The organism is Pseudoalteromonas sp. MMG007 (genome assembly GCF_018100985.1).
Classification (GTDB): Bacteria; Pseudomonadota; Gammaproteobacteria; order Enterobacterales; family Alteromonadaceae; genus Pseudoalteromonas.
Map to the genome: position 1 here is coordinate 37,014 of NZ_JAGJEI010000001.1, position 23,668 is coordinate 60,681.

A 23,668-nucleotide genomic window follows, 5' to 3' on the forward strand; every position below is an offset into this window, starting at 1 on the left:
ATGAAAGTAAATCGCGTAGAAGTATTTGATATTCATTGCCCTGACAGACCATCGTGGACACCTGTGTTTGTGCGTATTCATACCGATGAAGGTATTAGCGGCGTAGGCGAAGCAGGTCTTGCCTACGATTTAGGGCACAGTGCAGCCGCAGCCATGATTAAAGAAATGGCTGATGCGTTTTTAATTGGTCATGACCCATTTCAAACTGAAAAATTATGGTCGCGTATGCTACGAGAAAGCTTTTGGGGCTTAGGTGGCGGTCCAGTTGTATATGCTGCAATGAGCGCTATTGATACCGCGCTTTGGGATATTAAAGGTAAAGCACTTGGTTTACCTGTATATCAACTTCTTGGCGGTAAAGTTAACGACAAACTACGCACTTACGCATCGCAATTACAGTTTGACTGGGATAGCGAGTTTAAAGCGTTAGTACAACCACAAGAATACGCAGAAGCAGCTTTAAAAGCGGTTGCTGAAGGTTACGATGCAGTAAAAGTTGACCCGATTCAGTACGATAAAGATGGCAATACTTATTACGACCGTACAAATATTATTTCTCGTACAGAAATGAAACTATACCGTGCGCGTATGCAAGCAATACGTGAAGCGGTAGGCGATGAAGTTGACATTATTTTTGAGTGCCACAGTTTACCTGGTGCTACATCGGCAATTCAGATTGGCGAAATAGCACAAGAGTTTGACTGTATGTATTACGAAGAACCGGTTAACTACTTAAACCACTCATTGCATGCCAAAGTAGCCGACAAAGTAGCTGTGCCTATTGCTGGTGGCGAGCGTTTATACAACCGTTGGGGTGTGCGCCCGTATTTAGAAGATCAAAGTATTGATGTGCTACAGCCAGACATTGGTTTATGTGGCGGCTTTACTGAAACTAAGAAAGTGTGTGACTACGCTGATATTTTTGATGTGCGAATTCAGGCTCACGTATGTGGCGGGCCAGTTGCAACAGCGGCATCGCTTCATTTAGAAACGGCGATACCTAACTTTTTGATTCATGAGCACCATACTTATGCGATTAAAAAGTGGAACCGTGAATTGTGTTTACAAGATCCACAACCTAAAAATGGCTTCTTTGAAGTATCAGAAGAGCCTGGGCTGGGTATTGAATTAAATGATGAAATTGTTATGCGCTCACAACGCGTAGAAATAAAGTAACTTTTTAAGTTACAAAAAGCCGGTAAGTGATTATTCACTTACCGGCTTTTCTTTTTATGAAAGTTGTAGTTAGTTATAACTCGTTAATTTTACATTTGGCCTCTTTAAGCTCAATAGTGGCTTTACTATTAAGATGGCGAATATAACACTGCGTGCCTTTTATCATCAGCTCAAACTGATCTGCGGTATTACGACTTTGTGTATCGATAATATTATTACCTTTTACATTATTGAGAATTACAGTGCTGCTAGTAGTAAATACATCGTTAGCTAATTGGGCCTCTTGAATGTGGACAAGTGCTTTAATAGCTTTGCCAACGGCTGCTTTATTTGGCTCAACCAGTAAAGCGTGTTGCAGCTTAGGTGTAGGGTCTGGGCTTTGTGATATACAGCCATTGAGAAAAAGTGCCGAAAATACAACGATTACTAAAAAGTATGCTTTCATAAGTTGGCCGAATTATTAGCAAAAGAGAGCTTAATATAACGATTTTTAGTTACACTTGATAGTAGTGCTTAGCGTTTGTATAGCTAAGGTTATGCCATATGCTATTGTTTAAACACATACTTTTGTAGCTGTGCCACAAGTTGTTGTAGCTTGTATTTATTTGACACACAGGGAAGTTACTAGCAAATATAACGCGCTGCTCACCAAAGTGATTTAAAAGAAAAGTAAAACAAGTAACCTGCTGCTGTTTGGTAAAGTGTAGTAATTCAAAGCCAGAAAATTTGATGGCGATATTGTTGTGTTGAGCAAGTAACTTAACACCTTGCTGCCATGTAGCTAAATCGCTAGGTAGCCCTGCGTGATTAATTATAATCTGAAGTTGCGGTAGCTGCTTAGCGTAGTAAGCGACTTGTTTAGTAATATCGCTATTTTCAATATTAAATTGTGCGTCAAAATGCAGTTGGTTGTTTGAGAGCATCGCTAAGTTTTTAAAGCTATTAGCGCTTAATAAACGCTTTGCATCAGTCCCTTCGGTTATATCTCTGATACCACATAAACTTGGGTGAGCTTGAGCGTTTAAGGCGCTTTTAAACTGCTCTGTAGGTGAGTCAATTTGGTTATAACTAACGGCTTTAAAAGGCAGTTTTTTTAAATGCGAGCTTAGCCAATTTAGCTCGTTTATAGGTGATTGATTATCAAACCCAGCCTCAATGTGCACAATACCCGCAAGTTCAAAATCAGTACTTTTAATAAGTTGCTCTGCACTTACTGGTTGTTTTATTCTTTCTAGATTAGGCCATGCTGGTGGGGTTTCGCCTTGTAGCCAAGTATATTGCCCCTCAACAAGATTAAAAAAATGCACGTGAGGGTCAATAATTTGCATGCTCATTGCGCTGTGTAACCACCATCAATACTTTGCAGGCTGCCTGATATAAAGCTTGCATCATCACTTGCCAAAAAGCTAATCAGTGCAGCTACTTCATCGGCTTGCCCTAAGCGGTTTAGCGGTTGTAGGCTGGCCTCTTCTGCGACTATTTTGTTTTTATCAGCACCACTTTTTTTACAGTAGGCATCAATAGCATTATGAAATAACGGGGTTTCTATAGTGCCTGGGCATACTGCATTTGCACGAATGTTAAAGCTTGCGTAATCAAGTGCTGTAGTTTTAGCCATTGACGCAAGGGCGTGCTTAGTAAGGTTATAAGCAAACGAATTTTGCTTACCTATAATTGCTTGATCTGAGGCAACTAAAATAATAGCACCGCTGTTTTGTGCTTTCATACTTGGCAGTACACTTTGTACTGCCGCGTATGCGCCTTTAACGTTAAGTGCAAAAAGTGCATCGAGAGTTTCCTCATCGGTATGCTCTATATTTGCACTTAAATGTTTACCGGCATTAGATACAAGTATGTCAATCTTAGGGTTTTGCTGGCAAATTGTATTTATACATGTTTGCACTGCGCTTACGTTACTTACATCACATTGATGAAATTCGCCAAACTCACTTGGCTCAATATCAAGGTTATGTACAGTAAAACCACGTTCAATAAAGCGTTTTACTACGGCTAAACCAATACCTTTTGTTCCGCCTGTAACAATAGCAACCTTCGACATACCTGCTCCTTTATTTACAACTAAAATGCTTAGTGAGAGTGGCCACAGCCACCTTCAGCGTGAACATGCCCATGAGACACTTCTTCACTTGTCGCTTCACGTACTGACACAACTTCAACATCAAACGTTAAGGTTTTACCTGCAAATGGGTGGTTTAAATCACAGTCTGCGTTAAAACGGCCAACCTTAACAATCGTTACTTGGTGGCGACCTTGGTTAGACTGCACCATTGCCGTCATACCTGGCTTCCATACTTTTACATCACCTTGTAGGTGCTTAAGAGGAATGCGTTGAATTAAGTCATCAACACGCTCGCCGTATGATTCGCTTGGCTCTAACGTAACACTAAACTTATCGCCAGCTACTTTGCCTTCAAGTGATTTTTCTAAACCAGGAAGCATGCCTTCGCTGCCGTGTATGTAGCTCAGTGGCGCATCGTTTACGCTGCTTTCAATTTGTTCGCCCGCTTCGCTTAGGGTGTAATGAAATTCAACTGCTGAATTTTTACTAATTTGCATGCTTGTCTCTTTAAATTTTACTGTTGTAAGGCGTGATTTTACGCGAAATATAGTACTTTAGAAACTTACCAAGGTTGATTTAGTGTTTTTTGTAAATCGAGCAGTAAGTTTTTTTTTATCGGGGCTGATTTTGGCTGTTCGGCTTGAGGTATAAATAGTATTAGCTGTTTGCCTGGCTTTAATACACTTGAAGCTGATAACTTGTTCCACTTAGCTAAGTCACTATGAGGTACATCGTAGAGCTGGCTAATACTCCAAAGCGTGTCGCCTTGTTTAACTTCGTAGTCTATTTCAATTGTTGGGATCACAACTTCTTTTGGCTCAAGGTAAGGGCTTATTTTGTAATCTACTATAAGTGATTTAGGTAACGTTTTAGGTTGCCCAACTAAGAGTTTTTCACCAACTCCAATAAGGTTAGTTTGTTTGTCGTTAAGCTGTTTAAGCGCACTGACAGACATACTAAAACGTTTAGCTATGCCATACAGCGTATCGTTTTGTTTAACTATGTATTCGCCAGCAAAGTTAGATTTAAAAAACTGGCTTTTTAATAATGCTTCTTGCCCTATTGGTAAGAGTAAAGCGTGAGGCCCATTAGGTGAGCTTTGGTTTTTTAAATAACCTTGGTTTAAAGAGTGTAGTTGTTTTGAACCCACGCCAGAGAGCTTAGCAATAACCGAAAAATCAAATTGTTGGCCTACATTCATTTGCGTAGTAATTGGTTTGTTCGAAAGTTTTGGCCGGTTAATTCCTTTTTGCGGGTGTTTTACTAAGTAACTTAAAGCAAGCAATTTTGGGACGTAATCGGCCGTTTCTTTAGGTAGCTTAAGCGACCAATAATCCGTGCTTTTACCGCGTTTTTTATTTTTTTCGATTGCTCGCTTAACACGTCCTTCACCGCTGTTGTATGCAGCAAGCGCATGCAGCCAGTTACCATCAAAGCGTTTATGCAAATAGCTTAAGTAATCAAGTGCAGCATCGGTTGATGCCAATACATCTTGGCGTCCGTCGTACCATTGATCTGACTTAACCCCAAAATGATGCGCAGTTGCGCCTACCAATTGCCAAACCCCAACGGCTTGCTGCGAGGAGGTAACAGTAGGCCTAAAGTCACTTTCAACAAAAGGTAGCAAAGCAAGCTCCATAGGGAGTTGCTTTTGCTCTATCTTTTTTACGATATGATATAAATAAGGAGCTGCACGCTTACTCACTGTGCGTAAATAGTTTGGCTGCTTTAAATACCAGTCAATACGCTTATTTAAAGCGCGATTTTGGTAAATGGTAAAATGCAGGTTATTTGCTATGTGCACCCATAAATCAGTTGTTTTGGGTGGTCGCTTTTTTACGATAACTTTTTTTGGGGCTTGTGATGTGGTGTGCGTAGCTTTAGGCTCAGTATCACCTGGCGTTTTTGCAAGTTGCTTTTGGCGTTCGTAGCTAGGCTCAAAATGAGTAAATATTTGTGGTGCTTCTTGAACTTCAGGCTCCGTCGTCTCACAGCCAAATAAAAAAACACCCAGAAAAAATATAACCAAACTGCGCATAGTAATCACTTTTATAAATTCCTTTTACAATTTTAACACAATCCGTTGTGTTGAGTTATTTACTGTTTCTTAGCGCGGTTAAGCCCAGCTTGTAAAAAAAAGTTGCTGGATTTTATATTAAGCGCTTCTTGTTTGTAAGGCTTAATAACTGACTCAGGAAAAGACTGCATTAGTTGCTCTACAGTTTGGCCGTCGTTATTTTTTACATGCTCGGTTATGGCCGTTAAAAAAGAGAGTGGTTGTTTAAGCTGCTCCTTTGTTAAAACGTCGCCGTGCCCTGGAATAATTACGCTGAGATTTTCATCGTTAATATATTGCGTAAGTAATGTTTGCCACTTTTTTAATTCCCCATGCCCAGGATATGGCAGCCAGTCAACGATATCGCCACCAATAAGTACAGTGGCGTTATTAGTGCTAATTGTTAAATCACCATTGGTATGAGCTTGCTGTGGAGCAATCATAATTTCAAAACCACCAAGATTAATTTTTTTAGGCGCCTTTATTGTTATTTGCGGATTATTGAGTTGGTACTCTTGCCAACGAAATAATCTACTTTTAGCAAGCTCCAGCTTATTACGCCACAGAGCTTGCTCGTCTTTATCTACGTTTGCTAAGCGCTGGTAACTCAGCTCAATACTTTTTTCATAGGTGTCTAACTTGTCAGTATATGCTTTTTGATATTGGCTAAAGTTAGTATTTACTTGCTGATGAACGATAAGTTTGGCGTCAGGGAAAAAGCTTTGCATAACCGCCATGCCTAATAAGTGGTCGTCATGGTAATGAGTCGCGACTAAATAACACAAAGGCGTTTTAAGGCGCTTTTTTAAATCTTCGGCAAGTTGTTCAACTGCAGCAAAGTTGGCGCTGGTATCAACTAGTAGAGCGCATTTGTCACCTTCAATGAGAACCTGATTTGAGTCGTAAAATCGAAGGTCATCTTGTTGCTTTAAAAATTGAATATGAGGGTTAATTGTATTCCAAGTGACAGCTGCATAGGCATTTTGGGCTAATGATAATAAAGTAAAGCCTAATAGTAAGTGCTTACATAAAGAGGTGATTTTTGAAATTTTTAACTTCATTTATTATCTCTACGCTAATATTTAAGTACTTTATAATAAATAAAAAGCGCAGTGTGCGCTTTTTATTTTTTGTGTTTGGGGTCATTTGTCAATTGCTGACTGAGCTTATCAATCAGTTGGTCTTGATGCTGCTGCTCAACTGTAGCCTGTGTTTTTGCTTCTAGCAATTCGTGGCTTAAGTTTAATGCTGCCATTAGTAGGGCTTTTTGATCGTTTCTTACGGTTGAGCGTTGTTTCATTTGCTCAACAAGATCGTTTAAATTTTTAGCTGCTGCTATTAATGCATCTTCCTGCCCTTCGGGACAAGCAAATTGCTGCTCTTTACCTAGCAACTCAACAGTGACCCGCTGGTTTTGCAGCTCAGACATTAGCTAGCCTGTTGTGCGCTTTGTAACTTATCAAGAAGACCAGATAACGTAGTGCTGGCATCTTTTTGCTTTTCTTCATTTTCTAGCGCTTCAAGCTGTAGTAATTCGTTGTCATCGCTTAATTTAGCGTTTTGTTCTTTTAAGCTTGTAACGTCAGCTTGTAATTGATTATTACGTTCGATTAAAGAGTCGATCAGTTGTTCGAGTTGTTGAAGAGTAGTGTTATTCATAAAGGCGCTCATAAAACTGTAATTAATGTCATGCAAATGTAAAGCAAAGCGTGTTGATTTGCCAGCATTTACGGTGGTTTTAGCTGATTTTTCTTCTTCATTAAGGGATAATTCAGTATATGTGCTTTTTTGTTCAGAAACGGTTCACTTAAACACTCTCTTATGTTGGTGCAAGTTGCCAAAGCCCTGTGCTTATGGTTCACTTGCGATATTAAATTGCGTATGGCGAAAATAAATAATGCTTAGTTACAGACACTCTTTTCACGCGGGTAATCCAGCCGATGTACTTAAACATTTAGTACTGGCTCAGGTGTTAAATTATCAAACAATTAAAGATAAACCGCTTGATTATATTGATACTCATTCGGGGGCTGGTTTTTTTGAACTTGCCGCTGCAGATGCGCAAAAAACACAAGAGTATCAAGATGGTATTGAAAAGCTTTGGACCCACACAAGTAAGCATGAAGCATTAAACGATTACATTGATTTAATAAAATCGTTTAACGAGACAAGCGAATTAGCGTTTTACCCAGGTTCGCCAAAAATTGCTGAGCATTATTTACGTCGTCAAGATAAGGGTTGGTTTTTTGAGCTGCACCCGCGCGATTTATTGTTACTTGAAGAAAACATGCAAGGTAAACGCTCTATTCGAGTGCGCGGAGAAAACGGTTTTGCAGGGTTAGTTGGCTTACTGCCACCAGCATCTCGCAGAGCGTGTGTGTTAATTGACCCTCCATATGAAATTAAAGACGATTACGAAACAGTTGTAAGTACACTCGTTAAAGCTCACCAACGTTTTGCTACAGGTACCTATATGATTTGGTACCCGGTAGTGGATAGAGAACGTATTGATAATATGGAGCAAGGCTTAATTAACTCAGGTATGCGAAACATACAATTGTTTGAGCTAGGTACCGAAGCTGATACTGACGTTCACGGAATGACGGCATCAGGCATGATAGTTATTAACCCACCATGGAAACTAAAACAAACTATGGATGCGGTAATGCCAGAATTAGTTGAGCTTTTAAGTAAATCAAGTGGCTTTTATAGAAGCGAGCAGCTTGTCGACGAATAAGTTAAGTTCTATAAAAAACGCCCAGACTCATCTGGGCGTTTTTTATTAAAATAAAGTATAGCTAGGTTAATCAGCGGTGCTTAATTAAAATATACAGCGTTAAACGTCGCTAGAGTACTGGCGTTAGTGTCTTTAAGTTTTAAAGACTCACCTGTGATTTCCCACTTTTTAGCTTTACTGAGTACGTCTGACATGGCGGCTTCTTGATCCATGTTTTCTGAGCACATTTTCTTTGTACTTGCTAACTGGCTAAATGATATAGATTGCTGCTTAGTGTTGTAGCTTCCACTGAAATTATTACAGCCTAAAAAGCCATTAACTCGGTTGTCTTTATCAAACTTAATAAATGGCTCTTTAGTTTTAACGCTCACAGCTTTTGCATTTACTGTTACCGCCTTCCAATAAGTGTTAGCGAGAGTAACATTTGGCTTTTGTACTTTAACTCTAACAACTTCTATCTCGTGCGGCACACCCGACAGTGTGCTTTTAAATGGGTTGTATTGTGCGTCACTTTTATAAAGTACGTTGTCTTTATTAATAATTCTGGCTGTTAAGTTATAACTGTCTTGGTCGTTAATTTTGTCAGCGTCATATACCATCTCAACAGTGAAAGGTGGCGCTTGGGTTATATCTATTACTTCTTGTGCGATTATGTCGGCTTTAACATCCATTTTAGACACATCAGAAAGCGTGACTATTAACTGTGAATCAGGGCGAAGCATACTGCGATCTTTATACGTAACGAGTGTAGTCAAACTCGATACACTCTCGGCTTGCTCGGCTTTTTCAGTATGCGTAGTTTGTTGGTCGCAGCCTGTTAATGTAAAAGCGCTGAGTGCCAATATACTTAAGCCTGTTAATGTTTTTTTACGTGAAAATACTGCCTGATGCTTTGTCATGTTAGTTATCCTTACTCAATATTATTCGCACAGTGTAGTGCTTCGCTGCTTAATAATTACTTAATTACTCAGAGTTCAGGTGAGCTTTAGGTACAAAAAAAGGCGCTCCAGCGCCTTTAATAATTAAATACATACCATTATTTTTTAACAAACTTAGTTAAAATAACAATACGTTGCCCATCAACTCGCCCTTCAATATGTTCAGGGTTACTCGTTAAGCCAATATTACGTACCGCTGTACCACGTTTTGCGGTCAGGCTGCTGCCTTTTACGTCTAAGTCTTTAATAAGTGTTACTGTGTCGCCTGCTTGCAAAACAACCCCGTTACTATCTACGTGCTTTACGTCATCGTCTTCGGCTAATGCTTTTTTGGCCCATGCTAATGTATCTTCTTCAAGATAAATCATATCCAAAGCGTCTTGTGCCCAGCTATTCTCAGGCGCTAAGCGCGATAACATTCTGTAAGCCACAACTTGTACAGCGGGTGTTTGGCTCCACATGCTGTCGTTTAAACAGTGCCAATGTGTTGGAGTGAGTTCGCTGTTATTCTCGATTTGATCTTTACATGTTTGGCATGTGTAAATGCATTTGTCTGAATGAGTTTCAGTAACGGGCGGTACTTCGTAAACAGATAAGTTGTCGGTTGCACCGCATAATTCACATTGATTATTACTACGTTCAATTAAGGCTTTTTCAATACTCATGGGGCTCTTTCTGGTTCTGATGGAGTTAACATTTGCTGCTATTATACCCCATTACATAAAGTCCGCGCTATTAATCCCTTAATTTTGTGTGGGTATATCAATCTATACTAGGACTTAATCATTTGTAGGTGCTTTACCAGACGCTAGTCACTTTGAAGTCTACTGTAAAAGATTGCATAAATACGCAAGCCAAAACCTTGCGGTAGTAATTATTAGTCAAAGAGACCAAATAACAAGGCCATACCTTACTACCTACAATGTTTAGCTCCTTCAAATAGAGCGCTTAGTTAAGCGAACCAGTGTTGAGAATGTACTTATTTTCAATATTTTTTATATAGCCTTGGCTGTGAAGGTTTTTAATTGCTTGGTTTATTTTCGGTAATAGGTTTTTGTGTTTACTTAACAAACGAATAGTTAAAAAACCATGAGAGTGCTGCGCACCAAACGCTATACGCATATCTAGCTGTTTGGCCCAATAAAGCGCTGTTAGCTTACCAACGAGTGCAGCTTCTACACGGTTTCTTGATAGGGCTGTCATAAGTTCCTTCTCTGATGGAAAGTCAACACGTTCAAAGGTGTTGTCATCATAGTAATAGTAGCCTAGTACCGTTCCGACATTTTTACCCCTTAAGTTATCAGCGCTTTGCCAGTTATTAACATTTTGAGGCAAAGTAACAATCATTTCTGTGGCATAAATAAGTGGTTCTGAAAAAACATAACGAGGGTCATTCCTTTCACTCTTAGGGAGCCATTCCAATGAAATTACATCAAAATCTATTACTTCATTTTGTAAGTATTTGGTAATACGCTTTGTAGGTAAGTCGACATGAGAAGCCTCAATATTTGCACCATCGAGTACTTTTTCGATAATTTCTGGGAGTATGCCAGGCTTTTTGGGATTATTCGTATAATATGGATAGTGACTACCCGACGCGCTAATATTATATTTAAGGGGGATCGCATTAGTGCTAGCGTAGCTAAAAAATACACATAGCAAAGGACATAACGCTAATAATCGAATTAAGTTTGGCAAACCTTCACGCTTTATAGTTAAATTTTATCTAAGTGTTATGTAGTTTCAGTTGTTTTGCAATGATTGCTATATTTATCTTGTGTTACTTACTTTAAAGTACACTTAATTATTGGCTGTTTAGCCACCGTCTTATAGGTTTAGAGCGAAGTGAAATTACAAAATATCTCTGACAAAGCACAAAAAATAACGCAGTTTGTTGCAAGGCAGCCTATTTTTGATGTTGATCAAAATGTGTTCTCTTATGAGCTCCTTTATCGCGACTCCGCTAATAATGCGTTTCCTGCGGGTACTTCTGATATGCACGCTACTAGTCGATTGTTTTTCAATGCGTTAATGCTATTAGGGCTAGATAGACTAACTGCACATCATTTAGCGTTTATAAACTTATCGTCAGAAACTATTTTAGATAATTTTCCTAAGCTCTTACTGCCAGAGAACAGTGTAATTGAAATTGTGGAGCGTATAGGCAACATTCCAGCTGTTGCTAAACGTGTGCAGGAGTTAAAAGAAGAAGGGTATGTGTTTGCTTTAGATGATTACGATGGGGATGCTAAATGGGAGCCTTTATTGGCGCATGTTGATTATATAAAAATAGAAATAGATGAACCGGTTATTAAAACCAATATACGTATTAAAAAAATCAAACGCGCCTATCCTCACGCAAAAGTAATTGTAGAAAGGATTGAAACGTATGAGCAATTTAATGCATTAAAAGCCGCTGGGTGTGATTTATTTCAGGGGTACTTTTTTTCTCGCCCAGAAATGATTACCTACAAGGGCGTAGAGCCATCGAAGTTAACCGTTTTTGACTTACTGCGCTTTACGGCTAAAAAAATGCTTTGCTTTAAAGAAGTTCATCAACGAGTAGCAAAAGATGTAGCTATTACCGCTAGGGTATTAAAACTAGCAAATGCGCGTTCGGGTAAAGCAAACTTAAAAATCACCTCTATTTCACAAGCCGTTATTTATTTAGGTGAAGACACTATAAGGCAATTTGTACGTGTTTTAGCAATAAGCGAACTAGGCGTTGAAAAGCCAACAGAATTGACTAAGTTAGCTTTAACGCGTGCGCAGCTTATGTCGCTTATATTGGAGAAAAATAATGAAGACTTAACCGAGCAGGGTTATCTTGTTGGTTTATTCTCAGTGCTTGATGCTATTTTAGATGCTGATTTAAAAGACGTGGTTAATGAGTTCACTTTAGATGAAGCGATATCGGATGCATTACTTTTAGAGAGCGGAATCTTAGGGAGTTGTTTGTCGCTTATAAAAGAATTTGAATTAGATAATACAGATGAAGCAATTATTAAATTGGCTAAAATAAATCCTGAGCTACATATTGGCCACATGTTTAACTTTGTATTAGATGCTGTTTTATACAGTGATGACATTATTGAGGCGATAGCAGAATAAATATGCGTAATTGGTTATCGGTTATAAGTGTAGTAATTGCACTAGGTTTACTTTTTCCTGGTATTACAAAACCAGTGTTAAGCATTGAAGGTAATATTGATAAATCAAAACTAGCGCAAGCGGGTATTGAAATGCTTGCCGAAGAAGGTGATGGGCGTACCCGAAGTATGTTAATGATGTTCTCGAACATGTTAGGGCTTGATAAGTTAGAAGGCGAAATAAGCGCTTATAGCAAAACACAAAGTATTTTAGGCACGGTTAAAGAGCTGGCTAATAACAACAACTTATTTGTAGCTGCTTTGGTGGCGTTATTTTCTATTGTTATTCCTAGCTTAAAGCTACTTATGCAGCTGCTTTATTGTTGCCTACCAGTGGGAGGTGTTAAGCAAAAACTCGGTTTGGTTACATGTGCACTGAGTAAATGGAGTATGGTTGATGTATTTGTTATTGCATTAATAGTAACCTACCTTGCTGGAAACGCACACGGGCAAAGTGGTGAGTTACTTATTATGAATGCTCAATTTGGCGAAGGTTTTTGGTATTTTTGCGCATATTGTATTTTTGCAATTTTAGCGAGTAACTTAATAAAAACACCAATTACAGTTTCTAAATAACGACTTAAAAATTTGTGGCAATAACTGAGTTGCCATATAATTACACCGACATTTATTTTAAAGGCACTACATTGCAGCGTTTTCATTCAAGCTTACTTATCGTCACCTTGTTACTCACTTTTGTGGGTCAAGCTGTTGCGTCTGTAGCTATGGTGTGTGAAATGCCGCATGAGGGCGCTAAAACATTCACGCACAGTGAAATGGATATGCCGCAAAGTGATGCCCAAATGCATGAGAATATGTCTCATAACATGGCAGCAATGGATTGTTGTGACAACGAAAACACATCTAAAAATGAATGCAAGTGCCCCATAAACGGCTGCGCTACAAATTCAATGTTTAACGTAGAAAGTTTATTTAGCATTACCTTGCTTGAGTCTGAGAAGGTTAACTTAAGCGTCCCATCCACACAAATTACGATACCTCGCTCACTTTACCGACCTCCTATGTTTGCTTAATTGCAGGATAGGTGTATTTAAAATTTAGATATTTGAGCTTCAACAGCTGCTAATCACCTTTTCTGCCTTGAGATAAGACTTTTGTTTTCTTTATTTTGGCCGGAGTAGGTAATGAACCTCGTTATAAACTTTAAAATAATATTATGTAGTACTGTGCTTTTAAGTACGGTAGCTAAAGCGCAAAGTACCTTTGATTTTCAAACACAAAATTCACCCCGTTCAGTCCAAACGCTTAGCTTAGCGCAGGCGCTAAATTATGCACTTACAAATGAACCATGGCTAAAAGCTAGCAGCGAAATGCAAGCGGCCACTATGTCAAAAGGTATTGCTGCGGGCAGCCTACCCGATCCCGTTTTAACCGTTGGTTTATTAAATTTACCAACGAATGGATATGCGTTTGATCAAGAAGGAATGACGCAGCTAAAAGTAGATTTAAGCCAAAAATTTAGTCGTGGTGATAGCCGAGCCTTACAAACAAAAGCGTTAGCTCAATTAGCGCAGCAGTATCCTTGGCAACGCGCCGATAGGCTTGCTCAGGTTAAAGCAATTGTAATTGAGTCATGGCTAAATGCTTACAGGGCACAACGCAGTATTGACCTAATTGAGCAAGACAAAGGTTTGTTTTCTCAGCTAATAGAAATAACAGAGGCAAGTTACGCAAGCACCTTAGGTAAAACCCGTCAGCAAGACATTATTCGAGCACAATTAGAGCTTACCCGCCTTGAAGATAAGCTTATTACGCTTGAGCAGCAATTTGAAAGTGCTAAAAGTCGCCTTGCACAGTGGCTACCTATGGATATGTTAATGCAGCCAGTTAATAGTGATTTTATTAAAACGACCCCATTAATTGACTTTTCACAATTAGAATTTAACCAGTTAATACAGCTTTTAATAGCTCATCCGGCAATTGTTGCTATAGAAAAAACAGTCACAGCTAAACAAACCGAAGTTACCCTTGCCAAGCAAAGTTACAAACCTCAAGTGGGTGTTAATGTGGGTTATGGATATCGAGATGATACGCCTGTGGGAGAATCGCGAGCTGACTTACTCTCAATAGGGTTGAGTATCGACTTGCCACTATTTACCGATAACAGACAAGATCAGCAAGTTAAAGCCGCTATTGCAACCGCAGAGGCAACTAAAACGCAAAAGTTGGTTGCTCTTCAAAAACTAAAAGGGATGTATTTTAAAGAGTACAGCCAGTTAGCACGGCTAAAAAAACGTGAGCAGCTTTATAAAAACACATTATTACCACAAGTAGCAGAGCAAGCCCAAGCTACGCTAAATGCATATACCCGCGATGATGGTGATTTTTCTGAGGTAATGCGTGCGCGTATTAGTGAGCTAAACGCCAAAATAGATGCCCTAAATATTACCGTCGACCAGCAAATTATTACTGCCCGCCTTAATTACTATGCAAGTAGTTTAGATACCCAAGTAATGGCTGAGCAAGTAGGAGAGACTAATGAATACTAATTTAAAACTACTTATAGCGGGCGCTGTGGGGGCGGGTGTTTTGGCGATAACACAGCAATTTTTAACAGATAGCTCAGGAGCAGGTGAGCAGCAACATGCCTCAAAAGAGCCACTTTATTGGGTTGCGCCAATGGATAGTAATTATAAACGCAATGAACCGGGGCTTTCGCCTATGGGGATGGATTTAGTACCTGTTTATAAAGATGATGCTAACAATAGCCCAGGTACCGTAACTATTTCTCCAGAGGTGGTTAATAACTTGGGTGTAAGAACCAGTAAGGTACAGCTAAAAACTCTGCAAAGCGATATTAATACCGTGGGATATGTACAGTACAACCAAGATCAGTTAATTCATATTCATCCACGAGTAGAAGGGTGGTTAGAAACTTTATTTGTAAAAGCACAAGGCGCACAAGTTAAAGCGGGTGAGTCTTTGTATACCTTATATTCCCCTCAGTTGGTGAACGCTCAGGAAGAGTTTTTACTAGCAGTAAACCGTAATAATACGGTGCTAATAAGGGCGGCAAAAGCACGTTTAGAATCGCTAAATGTGTCTGATGGGTTTATACAGCGTCTTCAAAATAATAAAAAAGTAATGCAAAACATTACATTTTACGCCCGTGAAAGTGGCGTGGTTGATGAGCTAAATGTACGGGAAGGTTTTTTTGTAAAACCAGGTACATCAATGATGAGTATTGCTCAGTTAGATGAAGTGTGGGTAGAGGCGGAGGTATTTGAGCGACAAGCGGCGCAAGTAAGTGTTGGCTTACCCGTTACTATGACCCTTGATTATTTAAAGGGAGAAAAGTGGCAAGGCAAAGTCGATTATATTTACCCCGCGCTTGACGCTAAAAACCGTACTTTGCGTGTAAGACTCAGATTTAATAATAAAGATCACCGCTTAAAACCTAATATGTTTGCACAAGTAAGTATTCATTCAAGTGCGAGTGAAGCTCACCTCACTGTACCAAAAGAAGCGGTTATTCGTACTCAGCACCAAAACCGAGTTGTTATCGCAAAGGGGGAGGGGAGATTTAAATCGGTGCAAGTAGATGTTGGGCATATTAATAGTACCGAAGCCGTTATTCTATCGGGTGTTTTAGAGGGCGATAAGGTTGTTACCTCGGCGCAGTTTTTAATTGATTCTGAGTCGAGTAAAAGCTCTGACTTTAAGCGAATGGACATGCCTAATTTAGGCTCTAGTTCACACTCGGGTATGAGCATGGATATGAAGGCAACTATGCAGCCACAAACAGCCACAGTTAACGGTACTATTAATGCAATAAACTTACAAAATCGTGTCATTAATATCAGTCGTGAGGCCATACCAAAATGGAATCGAGAGCCTGCCACAATGGATTTTATATTATCGGCAGAGGTAGATATCAGCCTGCTTAAACATGCTCAGTATATTAATTTTACGTTTAGCATTATTAACGATGAATTTGTGATTACAGAGATAAAGATCGCAAAGCCAAATAGCCACTCTACTATGCAACACAGTTCTCACTAGGAGCCATTATGATAACTGCCATTATTCGCTGGTCTGTTAGCAATCGCTTTTTTGTGTTGTTGCTTACATTAATACTCATGGGGGGAGGGTTATATGCAGTAAAAAATACTCCTGTAGATGCGCTGCCTGATTTATCTGATGTGCAGGTGATTATTAAAACCTCGTATCCTGGGCAAGCCCCACAAGTCGTGCAAGACCAAGTTACATTCCCGCTGACTTCGGCAATGCTTTCTGTGCCAGGGACGCAAACAGTAAGAGGCTTTTCGTTTTTTGGCGACTCGTATGTTTACGTTATTTTTGATGAAAAAACCGATTTGTATTGGGCACGAAGCCGCGTGCAAGAATACTTAAGTCAAGTAGCAAAACGCCTTCCTGAAACGGCTAATGCAGAGCTTGGCCCCGATGCAACGGGTGTTGGTTGGATTTACTTATATGCACTGGTTGATAAAACAAATAAGCATGACATTAGCCAATTAAGAAGCTTGCAAGATTGGTTTTTAAAGTTTGAGTTACAAACCGTGCCGGGGGTGTCAGAAGTTGCAGCCGTAGGTGGCATGGTTAAGCAATATCAAGTAAATGTAGAGCCCGATAAGTTACGCGCATATGGTATTCCGCTAAGCCTAATTCAAACGGCTATAAAGCAAGGCAATCAAGAAATGGGCGCCTCTGTGGTAGAAATGGCAGAAGCTGAATACATGGTAACAAGCACCGGCTATATAAAAAGTGTAGCCGATTTAGAGGCTATTCCCCTTGGTGTAAACGCCAATGGTACTGCGCTGCAATTGCGAGATGTAGCCGACATACGGTTAGGGCCGCAAATGCGCCGCGGTATAGCCGAGTTAAATGGAGAAGGCGAAGTAACTGGCGGCATAGTTATTATGCGTTATGGCGAAAATGCACAAAAAACAATTGAATTGGTAAAAGCAAAATTAGCATCGCTCAAAAGAGGATTACCAGAGGGCGTTGAAATAGTCCCTGTGTACGATCGCTCTAATCTAATAAATAACGCAATTGATAACCTAACCAGTAAATTAATTGAAGAGCTGATTGTAGTTGCATTAGTGTGTGTGGTGTTTTTGTTTCATGTGCGCTCATCTTTAGTGGCTATTATTACCTTGCCACTAGGTATTTTAACTGCGTTTATTATTATGTATTGGCAAGGGATTAACGCCAATATAATGTCGTTAGGAGGCATTGCTATTGCTATTGGTGCAATGACCGACGGCGCGATAGTCATGATTGAAAATATGCATAAGCATATGGAAAAAACGCCATTAACTAACGAAAACCGCTGGGAGATAGTTGTTAAAGCGGCTAGTGAAGTAGGTCCTGCGTTGTTTTTTAGTTTGCTTATTATAACCGTAAGCTTTATGCCGGTATTTATTTTAGAAGCGCAAGAAGGGCGTATGTTTGCACCTTTGGCTTACACTAAAACCTATGCAATGGCCGCCTCTGCGGGGCTTGCGATTACACTTGTGCCAGTTTTAATGGGCTACTTTATACGTGGAAAGGTGCTTAAGGAGAAAGAGAATCCAGTAAATCATTTATTAGTTATGGCGTATAAGCCGCTATTAAATAAAGTGCTTAAGTTTCCTAAAGTAACTTTGCTACTTGCCTGCGTGGTTGCTGTTATAGGCTCTTATCCGCTAGATAAAATGGGGAGTGAGTTTATACCACCACTTGATGAGGGGGATTTAATGTATATGCCCACTACTTACCCTGGTTTATCGATAGGTAAAGCACGCGAAATTTTGCAGCAAACTGATAAGTTAATTGCCACTGTGCCAGAGGTTAAAACGGTATTTGGGAAAGTGGGCCGCGCCGAAACCGCGACCGACCCAGCGCCGCTTACGATGATTGAAACCTTCATTCAATTAAAGCCAAAAGATGAGTGGCGCAAGGAAATGACACTCGACAAGCTCAAAAAAGAACTCGACGATTTGGTTAAGTTTCCAGGGCTGACTAATGCGTGGGTTATGCCAATTAAAACGCGTATTGATATGCTTGCAACGGGTATTAAAACCCCGGTAGGCATTAAAGTGGCTGGGCCAAAGTTGAGTGAAATTCAAAAAATAGGTCAACAAATAGAAGTGTTACTAAAAGACGTGCCAGGCACTGCATCGGTTTACTCTGAGCGAGTAGCAGGTGGACGCTACATTAAAGTAGACATAAACCGTGAAAAAGCCGCTCGATACAGTTTAAATATCAGCGATGTACAGCAAGTTGTTGCGACGGCTATTGGCGGAATGAACGTAACACAAACAATAGAGGGGCAAGAGCGCTACCCGGTAAATTTACGCTATCCGCAAGCATACAGAGACTCACCAGAAGAGCTCATGTTACTTCCTATAGTTACGCCTTCTGGGCAGCGTATAGCTCTTGCTGATGTAGCCGATGTATTTATTGAAAATGGCCCACCCGGGATAAAAAGTGAAAATGCACGTGTAAATGGTTGGGCGCTTATTGATATTGACGGTGTTGATATTGGCACTTACGTACAAAATGCTCAGCAAGTATTAAATAAGCACTTAGTATTGCCTGCTGGTTATTCTATTACATGGGCTGGGCAGTACGAATACATGCAGCGAGCCAAAGACAAACTTACTTACGTATTACCACTTACTTTAGCGATTATTATTGTATTGCTTTACCTTAATTTTAGAAGCTTTGCTGAAGTGACTATTATTATGGCTACGTTGCCACTGGCGATGATTGGTGGCATATGGTTAATGTATTTAGAGGGATTTAATTTTTCAGTAGCAGTAGGTGTGGGCTTTATTGCCTTAGCCGGTGTTGCCGTTGAAATTGGCGTAATTATGTTGGTGTATTTAAATCAAGCCTATCAAGAAAAATCCTTAGAAGCTGAGCTAATAGGTAAGCCGCTTAGTTTAATACAGTTACAACAAGCAATTATTGAAGGGGCAGGGCTACGGGTGCGCCCAGTAATGATGACGGTAGCGACTATCATTATTGGTTTGCTACCAGTGCTTTATGGTACTGGTACTGGCAGCGAAGTAATGAGCCGAATTGCAGCGCCTATGGTTGGCGGTATGATAAGCGCAATTGCCCTTACTTTGGTTGTTATTCCAGCCGTTTACTTATTATGGCGCAAGCAAGGGCTTAAATAACGAGACAACAGAGCAATGTATCATTTTTTAACCTGATCTGCGCCTTGTAACTAGGCTCAGGTTACTAAAGCATTGCTCTATAAAAATTACCTATAATTTGTAAGTTGTTCTATTAAATGATTCATTATTATTTATTTTAATTTTAAGCTTTTGTTTTTAGTTGTTTTTTTAGTTGGCATGTTTTACGCAACAAAGTAGTACAGTCAACTTAGTAAGGAACGCACATGCAAGTTAAAACAATTAAAGAAGTGTACGATTGGACCGTTTTATTTCACACACAAATGGCGGCAAATTTTTATAGTGTAAAGGACATACTTGATGAACATAACGCGATGCTGGTGGACTATTACCTAAATTACGAAAAAAAGCTCGCTGAGGATTTAGTGGGTTTTAAAGCTATTACCGAAATTAATACTTTAGATACTTATAGTTATGAGTACTTTGCAGAAAACCCTGACCTGATCACGTTTGAAGATATTAGTAAAGATCAGCAGTTTGATGAAAAAGTAATTCAAAACTACTTATCAAGTCAGCATCAAAAGGTGATTGAGCTATATAAATATTTATTAGAGCGCGCCGAAACTGATAACGGTCAGGAAAAGCTTGAGCAAATATTAGAGCTGGAAGAGCAAGGCTTAAAGCAAATGATGCAAAGCACAAACCGCCATATGGATATGTAGTTACAAAAAGCAGGGTGTTGGCCCCCTGCTTTTTTGATCTAAGAGCAGTTAAACGCGATACCAACCTTTTTTAAATAGCGTTGTTCTAGCGCTAAATCGGCTTGAAGCAGGGTGTGCTCTTGAAGATAGTTATCGCAAAACTTTATAAATAATCCAGTGTTATTTGCGCTAATTTCCATATTTGGTTTTTGGCTAATTTGTCGTTTTTGATTAAATAAAATCGCTAAACGTAAAATAGTAATAAGCTTAAGCACCTGCTGCTGAGAAATAGTTATAAATTCAGAAAGTTCATCGAGTTTTATTTTTTTACGATAAAAACGAATAAGTGAGCTGAGTATTAGCTGCTCTTGCTGTGTAAAGCCCGGTAATTGGCTATTAGCTACAATATAAGCACTGTGCTTATTAATACCTGATGAGTTAATAGATAAGCCAATTTCGTGTAGTTTTGCTGCCCAAATGAGTAAAGCAACATCGTCTTTATTGTTAAGTTGCCAAGGGGATTTTAAGCGCTCATAGAGCCAAATCGCGGTATCTGAAACTCGTGTCGCGTGAGCTTTATCTACCGTGTATCTATCGCTAACATTATTTATGGTATTACTGCGTATATCTTTGTCGGCTAACTTTTGCTGCATTTCATGAAGCAATCCCTCGCGCAGTGAAAAATCACTGTAAGTTAGCTCGGTGATTGTAAACTCTCTAAAAATTGCAATTAATATGGCAAGCCCGCCACACATACTTTGCTGACGCTCTGGTGTTAGTCCCTCAATTTCTAAATTATCAATTTTTTTTGCTTTTATAAATTGTTGTTTCAGAGTTAATAAATCGTCGTAAGTTATACAATGTTGATGAGGGTTTTCAGCGCTCACCATAGCCAATATCGATTTTATCGTTCCTGAGGTACCAATAATGCATTTCCAGCCCTGTGATACATAATTGGCAAAAATAGCTTCTATTTCTTGTTCTGCTTTTATTTCTGCTTTATTAAAGCGCTTAGCGTTTATGATGCCGTCACTGAAAAATTGATTGGTGTAACTAACACATCCCATATTACGGCTTGTAAGTAGTTTATGTTTAAAATGCTTACCAATTATAAGCTCTGTACTCCCCCCCCCTATATCAATAACAAGACGGTTATTTTCGTTATGTACATAATGAGCGACCCCTTGATAAATCAGCCGTGCCTCTTCTTGTCCTGAAATTACATCAATATGAAAAGGAAATACTTTATTGGCCTGCGTTAAAAAAGCATGAATATTTTTAGCTCTGCGAAAAGTATAAGTTGCTGCTACTTTAACGTTGCAGGCAGGGAAGTCTTGCAGTGTTTTTGCAAACTGCTTAAGCACAATTAAGGCGCGATCAATTGCTTGCTGGCTGAGCCTAAATTTATCATCTAGACCGTCTGCTAAATATACACGCTGCTTTTCTTTATGCAGAATTTGTAGTGTGCCGTCAACTTCGCGAGCAACCACTAAATGAAAGCTATTTGAGCCTAAATCGACGGCTGCTATTGAGGGATGATCATTCATTATTATAATTATGTTCCCATTTTTTTAGATGGTCGTAAATTGCAATTTGCGAGCGTATTTTTTTTCTGTTTCCGCGTCTTACATACGTATTTTTTTGCTCGCTGTCGATTAGCCGCGCTTTAGTACGGTCTTTAAATTGTAGCTCTAAAATATCAATAATGAGCTGTTTTAATTTAGCATCTAAAATTGGTACGCCCACTTCAACGCGATGATCTAGGTTACGTGTCATCCAATCGGCGGACGAAATATATACTTTGTCGTCACCGTTATTACCAAACACCATGACTCTAGGATGCTCTAAAAAGCGATCAACAATACTTATTACTCTTATATTGTCGCTAAACTTAGCAAGGCCAGGTATTAACGAGCACATACCACGAATAATGATGCGTATTTTAACGCCTCTGCGGCCGGCGTAATAAAGCTTATCAACAAGCTGTTTATCAACTAAGTTATTTATTTTTACAGTGATTTTACCGGGGTTGCCGTTTTCTACATGCTGGATTTCTTTATCGATTAAATCCAGCAGCATATCGCGCGCATTAACGGGAGAGATCATAGTGTATTCAAAATTGAATGGCTTATAGCTGCTTTCAATAAATTTAAATACACTATCGCATTCCTCGCAAATACCAGCGTGCTTAGTGAAAAGGCTAAAGTCGGTGTAAATTTTTGCTGTTTTTTCGTGAAAATTTCCGGTGCCTATGTGTGCATATTTCACTATTTTATTTTTTTCTTTGCGATGAATAATACACAGCTTACTGTGCACTTTTAGTGCAGGAATACCAAAAATTACCTTTATGCCCGCACTGCTTAACACTTTTGCCCACTCAATATTATTTTGCTCATCAAAACGGGCTTTAAGCTCAACCATTACGGTAACTTTTTTGCCATTTTTTGCTGCATTAATAAGTGAAGATATAAGCCGTGATTTACTTGCAACGCGGTAAATATTTACTTTAATTTGCGTCACTACTGGGTCAAACGCGGCTTGGCGCACAAACTCTAGCAAATGATTAAAGGTATGGTATGGGTAGTAAAGTAATATATCTTGCTCGGTTATGGCGTCAAATACGCTGGTGTGTTTATTGAAAGCAGTGCTTGGTAATGCAGGTAGCTGTTTGTTTTCAAGGTATTGGCGACCAACATTTGGAAAGGCTATAAAGTCTCTAAAGTTTCGATAGCGCCCGGCTGGAATAAGTGCATCGTGGTGAGTCACATTTAGACGTTTTTTCATTACTTTTAACATGCTTTCAGGCATTGCTTCGTCGTATACAAGGCGCACAGGTTCAGCATAAATACGCTGCTTTAGGCCCTTTGATATTTTATCAAGCAAGCCTTCTTCTAATTCATCATCAAGATTATATTCGGCATCGCGGGTTAATTTTATTGCGTGCCCTTGAATGGTTTCAAAGTTAAAAAAGTTACTAAATACATCATTTAAAAAGTACGAGATTACGTCATCTAGCATCACTATTGTTTTACGACGGCGTGTTTTTTCTGGTGGTAAAATTATAAAGCGCGGAACCCGATCTGTAGGTACCTCAAGCATAGCAAAGTGACTTTTCTCATCACTCATTTCTACAAAGAGGTAGGTCATTGTGTCGTTTATATAATCAGAATAGTCTTTATTTTCGTCGAGTAGAATTGGGGATATATGCTGTAATACATTGTCGTGAAAATAGTTTTTTAGCCAATTTAAGTGAAACTCAGTTAGCTTCTCGGGGCGATCGACATGAATATTATGGGTGGTTAGGTCGTTTAAAATTTGTTGATGAATTTGATTAAATTTTTTACCAAGCTGCAATACTTTTTTTTGTATTTGGCTTAGGAGTGCTTCATCTTCTTCAAAATTAGCATCGGGAAGTTTATTTAATAAAATACGACGCTTAACATCGGCAACACGCACCCTAAAAAACTCATCAAGATTATTAGAAAAAATACCTAAAAACCGCATGCGTTCAATTATTGGGTTATTTTTGTCTTTTGCTTCTTGCAATACGCGTTCGTTAAACGAAAGCCAACTTAGCTCTTTCGCAAAGTACTCGAGGGCTTGAGTTTGTTCGGTATGGGCATTCATATTTTATTCCGTAATTATATGCAGAATAAAATATAGTGCAGATTAATGACATTAACATGACATGCGTGTCACATTTGTGACACGCAAAGAGGGGG

General features: G+C 39.3%; 22 protein-coding genes. 9 read left to right on the forward strand and 13 right to left on the reverse strand.

All coding sequences use genetic code 11. The annotated features are described in order from the left end of the window. Complete coding sequence (locus J8L71_RS00165; protein ID WP_210998739.1) at positions 1-1,176, forward strand: mandelate racemase/muconate lactonizing enzyme family protein; 1,176 nt, start codon at positions 1-3, stop codon at positions 1,174-1,176. Positions 1,177-1,249: 73 nt separating this feature from the next. On the opposite strand, the gene J8L71_RS00170 is transcribed toward J8L71_RS00165, so the two are convergent. The 8 genes from J8L71_RS00170 to zapB form a co-directional block, all read right to left on the reverse strand. Then, complete coding sequence (locus J8L71_RS00170; RefSeq protein WP_210998740.1) at positions 1,250-1,621, reverse strand: hypothetical protein; 372 nt, start codon at positions 1,619-1,621, stop codon at positions 1,250-1,252. 49 nt (positions 1,622-1,670) lie between these two features. Next, positions 1,671-2,510 carry an amidohydrolase family protein gene (locus J8L71_RS00175; protein WP_210998741.1) on the reverse strand — a complete coding sequence of 280 codons (840 nt, stop codon included), beginning with the start codon at positions 2,508-2,510 and terminating at the stop codon, positions 1,671-1,673. Continuing rightward, positions 2,507-3,235, reverse strand: coding sequence for an SDR family oxidoreductase (locus tag J8L71_RS00180; protein ID WP_210998742.1), 729 nt, complete (start codon positions 3,233-3,235; stop codon positions 2,507-2,509). Before J8L71_RS00180 ends, J8L71_RS00175 begins: the two co-directional genes overlap by 4 nt. Positions 3,236-3,264: 29 nt before the next feature. After that, the gene (locus tag J8L71_RS00185; protein WP_210998743.1) at positions 3,265-3,753 is read right to left on the reverse strand and encodes a peptidylprolyl isomerase; all 489 of its coding nucleotides are present in this window, start codon (positions 3,751-3,753) and stop codon (positions 3,265-3,267) included. Between the two features lie 65 nt (positions 3,754-3,818). Further along, on the reverse strand, positions 3,819-5,294 hold the full coding sequence (locus J8L71_RS00190) for a transglycosylase SLT domain-containing protein (RefSeq protein WP_210998744.1): 1,476 nt from the start codon (positions 5,292-5,294) through the stop codon (positions 3,819-3,821). A 59-nt stretch (positions 5,295-5,353) separates the two neighbouring features. Further along, positions 5,354-6,373 carry an MBL fold metallo-hydrolase gene (locus J8L71_RS00195; protein WP_210998745.1) on the reverse strand — a complete coding sequence of 340 codons (1,020 nt, stop codon included), beginning with the start codon at positions 6,371-6,373 and terminating at the stop codon, positions 5,354-5,356. 62 nt (positions 6,374-6,435) lie between these two features. Beyond that, positions 6,436-6,741 carry a cell division protein ZapA gene (locus J8L71_RS00200; RefSeq protein WP_210998746.1) on the reverse strand — a complete coding sequence of 102 codons (306 nt, stop codon included), beginning with the start codon at positions 6,739-6,741 and terminating at the stop codon, positions 6,436-6,438. Then, the gene (gene zapB, locus J8L71_RS00205; RefSeq protein WP_058549326.1) at positions 6,741-6,971 is read right to left on the reverse strand and encodes a cell division protein ZapB; all 231 of its coding nucleotides are present in this window, start codon (positions 6,969-6,971) and stop codon (positions 6,741-6,743) included. The genes J8L71_RS00200 and zapB overlap by 1 nt, the downstream gene beginning before the upstream one ends. A gap of 238 nt (positions 6,972-7,209) precedes the next feature. On the opposite strand from zapB, the gene rlmJ reads away from it, so the two are divergent. Next, entirely contained in the window at positions 7,210-8,049 is an 840-nt protein-coding gene (gene rlmJ, locus J8L71_RS00210; RefSeq protein ID WP_210998747.1) for a 23S rRNA (adenine(2030)-N(6))-methyltransferase RlmJ, read from the forward strand. Between the two features lie 80 nt (positions 8,050-8,129). Here the strand turns inward: rlmJ and J8L71_RS00215 are convergent, their stop codons facing one another. The 3 genes from J8L71_RS00215 to J8L71_RS00225 form a co-directional block, all read right to left on the reverse strand. Next, on the reverse strand, positions 8,130-8,948 hold the full coding sequence (locus J8L71_RS00215; RefSeq protein ID WP_210998748.1) for an META domain-containing protein: 819 nt from the start codon (positions 8,946-8,948) through the stop codon (positions 8,130-8,132). Between the two features lie 137 nt (positions 8,949-9,085). Next, a complete protein-coding gene (locus tag J8L71_RS00220; protein ID WP_210998749.1) occupies positions 9,086-9,652 on the reverse strand; it encodes an alkylphosphonate utilization protein in 567 nt (188 codons plus the stop codon). Between the two features lie 283 nt (positions 9,653-9,935). After that, positions 9,936-10,685 (reverse strand): transporter substrate-binding domain-containing protein, encoded by a 750-nt coding sequence (locus J8L71_RS00225; protein WP_210998750.1) that lies wholly within the window; start codon positions 10,683-10,685, stop codon positions 9,936-9,938. Between the two features lie 147 nt (positions 10,686-10,832). Between J8L71_RS00225 and J8L71_RS00230 the strand changes: the two genes are divergently transcribed. From J8L71_RS00230 to J8L71_RS00260, 7 genes are all read left to right on the forward strand, one after another. After that, positions 10,833-12,098 (forward strand): EAL domain-containing protein, encoded by a 1,266-nt coding sequence (locus J8L71_RS00230; RefSeq protein WP_210998751.1) that lies wholly within the window; start codon positions 10,833-10,835, stop codon positions 12,096-12,098. Positions 12,099-12,100: 2 nt separating this feature from the next. Continuing rightward, positions 12,101-12,712, forward strand: coding sequence for a paraquat-inducible protein A (locus J8L71_RS00235; RefSeq protein ID WP_210998752.1), 612 nt, complete (start codon positions 12,101-12,103; stop codon positions 12,710-12,712). Positions 12,713-12,783: 71 nt separating this feature from the next. After that, the gene (locus tag J8L71_RS00240; RefSeq protein ID WP_247655152.1) at positions 12,784-13,170 is read left to right on the forward strand and encodes a hypothetical protein; all 387 of its coding nucleotides are present in this window, start codon (positions 12,784-12,786) and stop codon (positions 13,168-13,170) included. A gap of 111 nt (positions 13,171-13,281) precedes the next feature. Continuing rightward, positions 13,282-14,646, forward strand: coding sequence for a TolC family protein (locus J8L71_RS00245; protein ID WP_210998753.1), 1,365 nt, complete (start codon positions 13,282-13,284; stop codon positions 14,644-14,646). Next, positions 14,636-16,159, forward strand: a complete 1,524-nt coding sequence (locus J8L71_RS00250; protein ID WP_210998754.1) for an efflux RND transporter periplasmic adaptor subunit — start codon at positions 14,636-14,638, stop codon at positions 16,157-16,159. The genes J8L71_RS00245 and J8L71_RS00250 overlap by 11 nt, the downstream gene beginning before the upstream one ends. 8 nt (positions 16,160-16,167) lie before the next feature. Further along, the gene (locus tag J8L71_RS00255; protein ID WP_210998755.1) at positions 16,168-19,287 is read left to right on the forward strand and encodes an efflux RND transporter permease subunit; all 3,120 of its coding nucleotides are present in this window, start codon (positions 16,168-16,170) and stop codon (positions 19,285-19,287) included. Between the two features lie 224 nt (positions 19,288-19,511). After that, positions 19,512-19,967 carry a hypothetical protein gene (locus J8L71_RS00260; protein ID WP_210998756.1) on the forward strand — a complete coding sequence of 152 codons (456 nt, stop codon included), beginning with the start codon at positions 19,512-19,514 and terminating at the stop codon, positions 19,965-19,967. 38 nt (positions 19,968-20,005) lie between these two features. Here J8L71_RS00260 and ppx read toward each other — a convergent pair whose 3' ends face one another. After that, a complete protein-coding gene (ppx, locus tag J8L71_RS00265) occupies positions 20,006-21,493 on the reverse strand; it encodes an exopolyphosphatase (RefSeq protein WP_210998757.1) in 1,488 nt (495 codons plus the stop codon). Further along, complete coding sequence (gene ppk1 / locus J8L71_RS00270; protein ID WP_210998758.1) at positions 21,486-23,573, reverse strand: polyphosphate kinase 1; 2,088 nt, start codon at positions 23,571-23,573, stop codon at positions 21,486-21,488. The genes ppx and ppk1 overlap by 8 nt, the downstream gene beginning before the upstream one ends. Positions 23,574-23,668: the final 95 nt, after the last annotated feature.

Excerpts from the sequence above, each read along its gene's own strand:
- J8L71_RS00235 (WP_210998752.1), top strand. The coding sequence starts at position 12,101 with ATGCGTAATTGGTTATCGGTTATAAGTGTAGTAATTGCACTAGGTTTA.
- J8L71_RS00245 (WP_210998753.1), top strand. The coding sequence starts at position 13,282 with ATGAACCTCGTTATAAACTTTAAAATAATATTATGTAGTACTGTGCTT.
- J8L71_RS00170 (WP_210998740.1), bottom strand. The coding sequence starts at position 1,621 with ATGAAAGCATACTTTTTAGTAATCGTTGTATTTTCGGCACTTTTTCTC.
- J8L71_RS00260 (WP_210998756.1), top strand. The coding sequence starts at position 19,512 with ATGCAAGTTAAAACAATTAAAGAAGTGTACGATTGGACCGTTTTATTT.
- J8L71_RS00215 (WP_210998748.1), bottom strand. The coding sequence starts at position 8,948 with ATGACAAAGCATCAGGCAGTATTTTCACGTAAAAAAACATTAACAGGC.
- J8L71_RS00165 (WP_210998739.1), top strand. The coding sequence starts at position 1 with ATGAAAGTAAATCGCGTAGAAGTATTTGATATTCATTGCCCTGACAGA.
- J8L71_RS00255 (WP_210998755.1), top strand. The coding sequence starts at position 16,168 with ATGATAACTGCCATTATTCGCTGGTCTGTTAGCAATCGCTTTTTTGTG.
- zapB (WP_058549326.1), bottom strand. The coding sequence starts at position 6,971 with ATGAATAACACTACTCTTCAACAACTCGAACAACTGATCGACTCTTTA.
- J8L71_RS00190 (WP_210998744.1), bottom strand. The coding sequence starts at position 5,294 with ATGCGCAGTTTGGTTATATTTTTTCTGGGTGTTTTTTTATTTGGCTGT.
- ppk1 (WP_210998758.1), bottom strand. The coding sequence starts at position 23,573 with ATGAATGCCCATACCGAACAAACTCAAGCCCTCGAGTACTTTGCGAAA.
- J8L71_RS00195 (WP_210998745.1), bottom strand. The coding sequence starts at position 6,373 with ATGAAGTTAAAAATTTCAAAAATCACCTCTTTATGTAAGCACTTACTA.
- rlmJ (WP_210998747.1), top strand. The coding sequence starts at position 7,210 with ATGCTTAGTTACAGACACTCTTTTCACGCGGGTAATCCAGCCGATGTA.
- ppx (WP_210998757.1), bottom strand. The coding sequence starts at position 21,493 with ATGAATGATCATCCCTCAATAGCAGCCGTCGATTTAGGCTCAAATAGC.
- J8L71_RS00200 (WP_210998746.1), bottom strand. The coding sequence starts at position 6,741 with ATGTCTGAGCTGCAAAACCAGCGGGTCACTGTTGAGTTGCTAGGTAAA.
- J8L71_RS00220 (WP_210998749.1), bottom strand. The coding sequence starts at position 9,652 with ATGAGTATTGAAAAAGCCTTAATTGAACGTAGTAATAATCAATGTGAA.
- J8L71_RS00250 (WP_210998754.1), top strand. The coding sequence starts at position 14,636 with ATGAATACTAATTTAAAACTACTTATAGCGGGCGCTGTGGGGGCGGGT.
- J8L71_RS00185 (WP_210998743.1), bottom strand. The coding sequence starts at position 3,753 with ATGCAAATTAGTAAAAATTCAGCAGTTGAATTTCATTACACCCTAAGC.
- J8L71_RS00175 (WP_210998741.1), bottom strand. The coding sequence starts at position 2,510 with ATGAGCATGCAAATTATTGACCCTCACGTGCATTTTTTTAATCTTGTT.
- J8L71_RS00180 (WP_210998742.1), bottom strand. The coding sequence starts at position 3,235 with ATGTCGAAGGTTGCTATTGTTACAGGCGGAACAAAAGGTATTGGTTTA.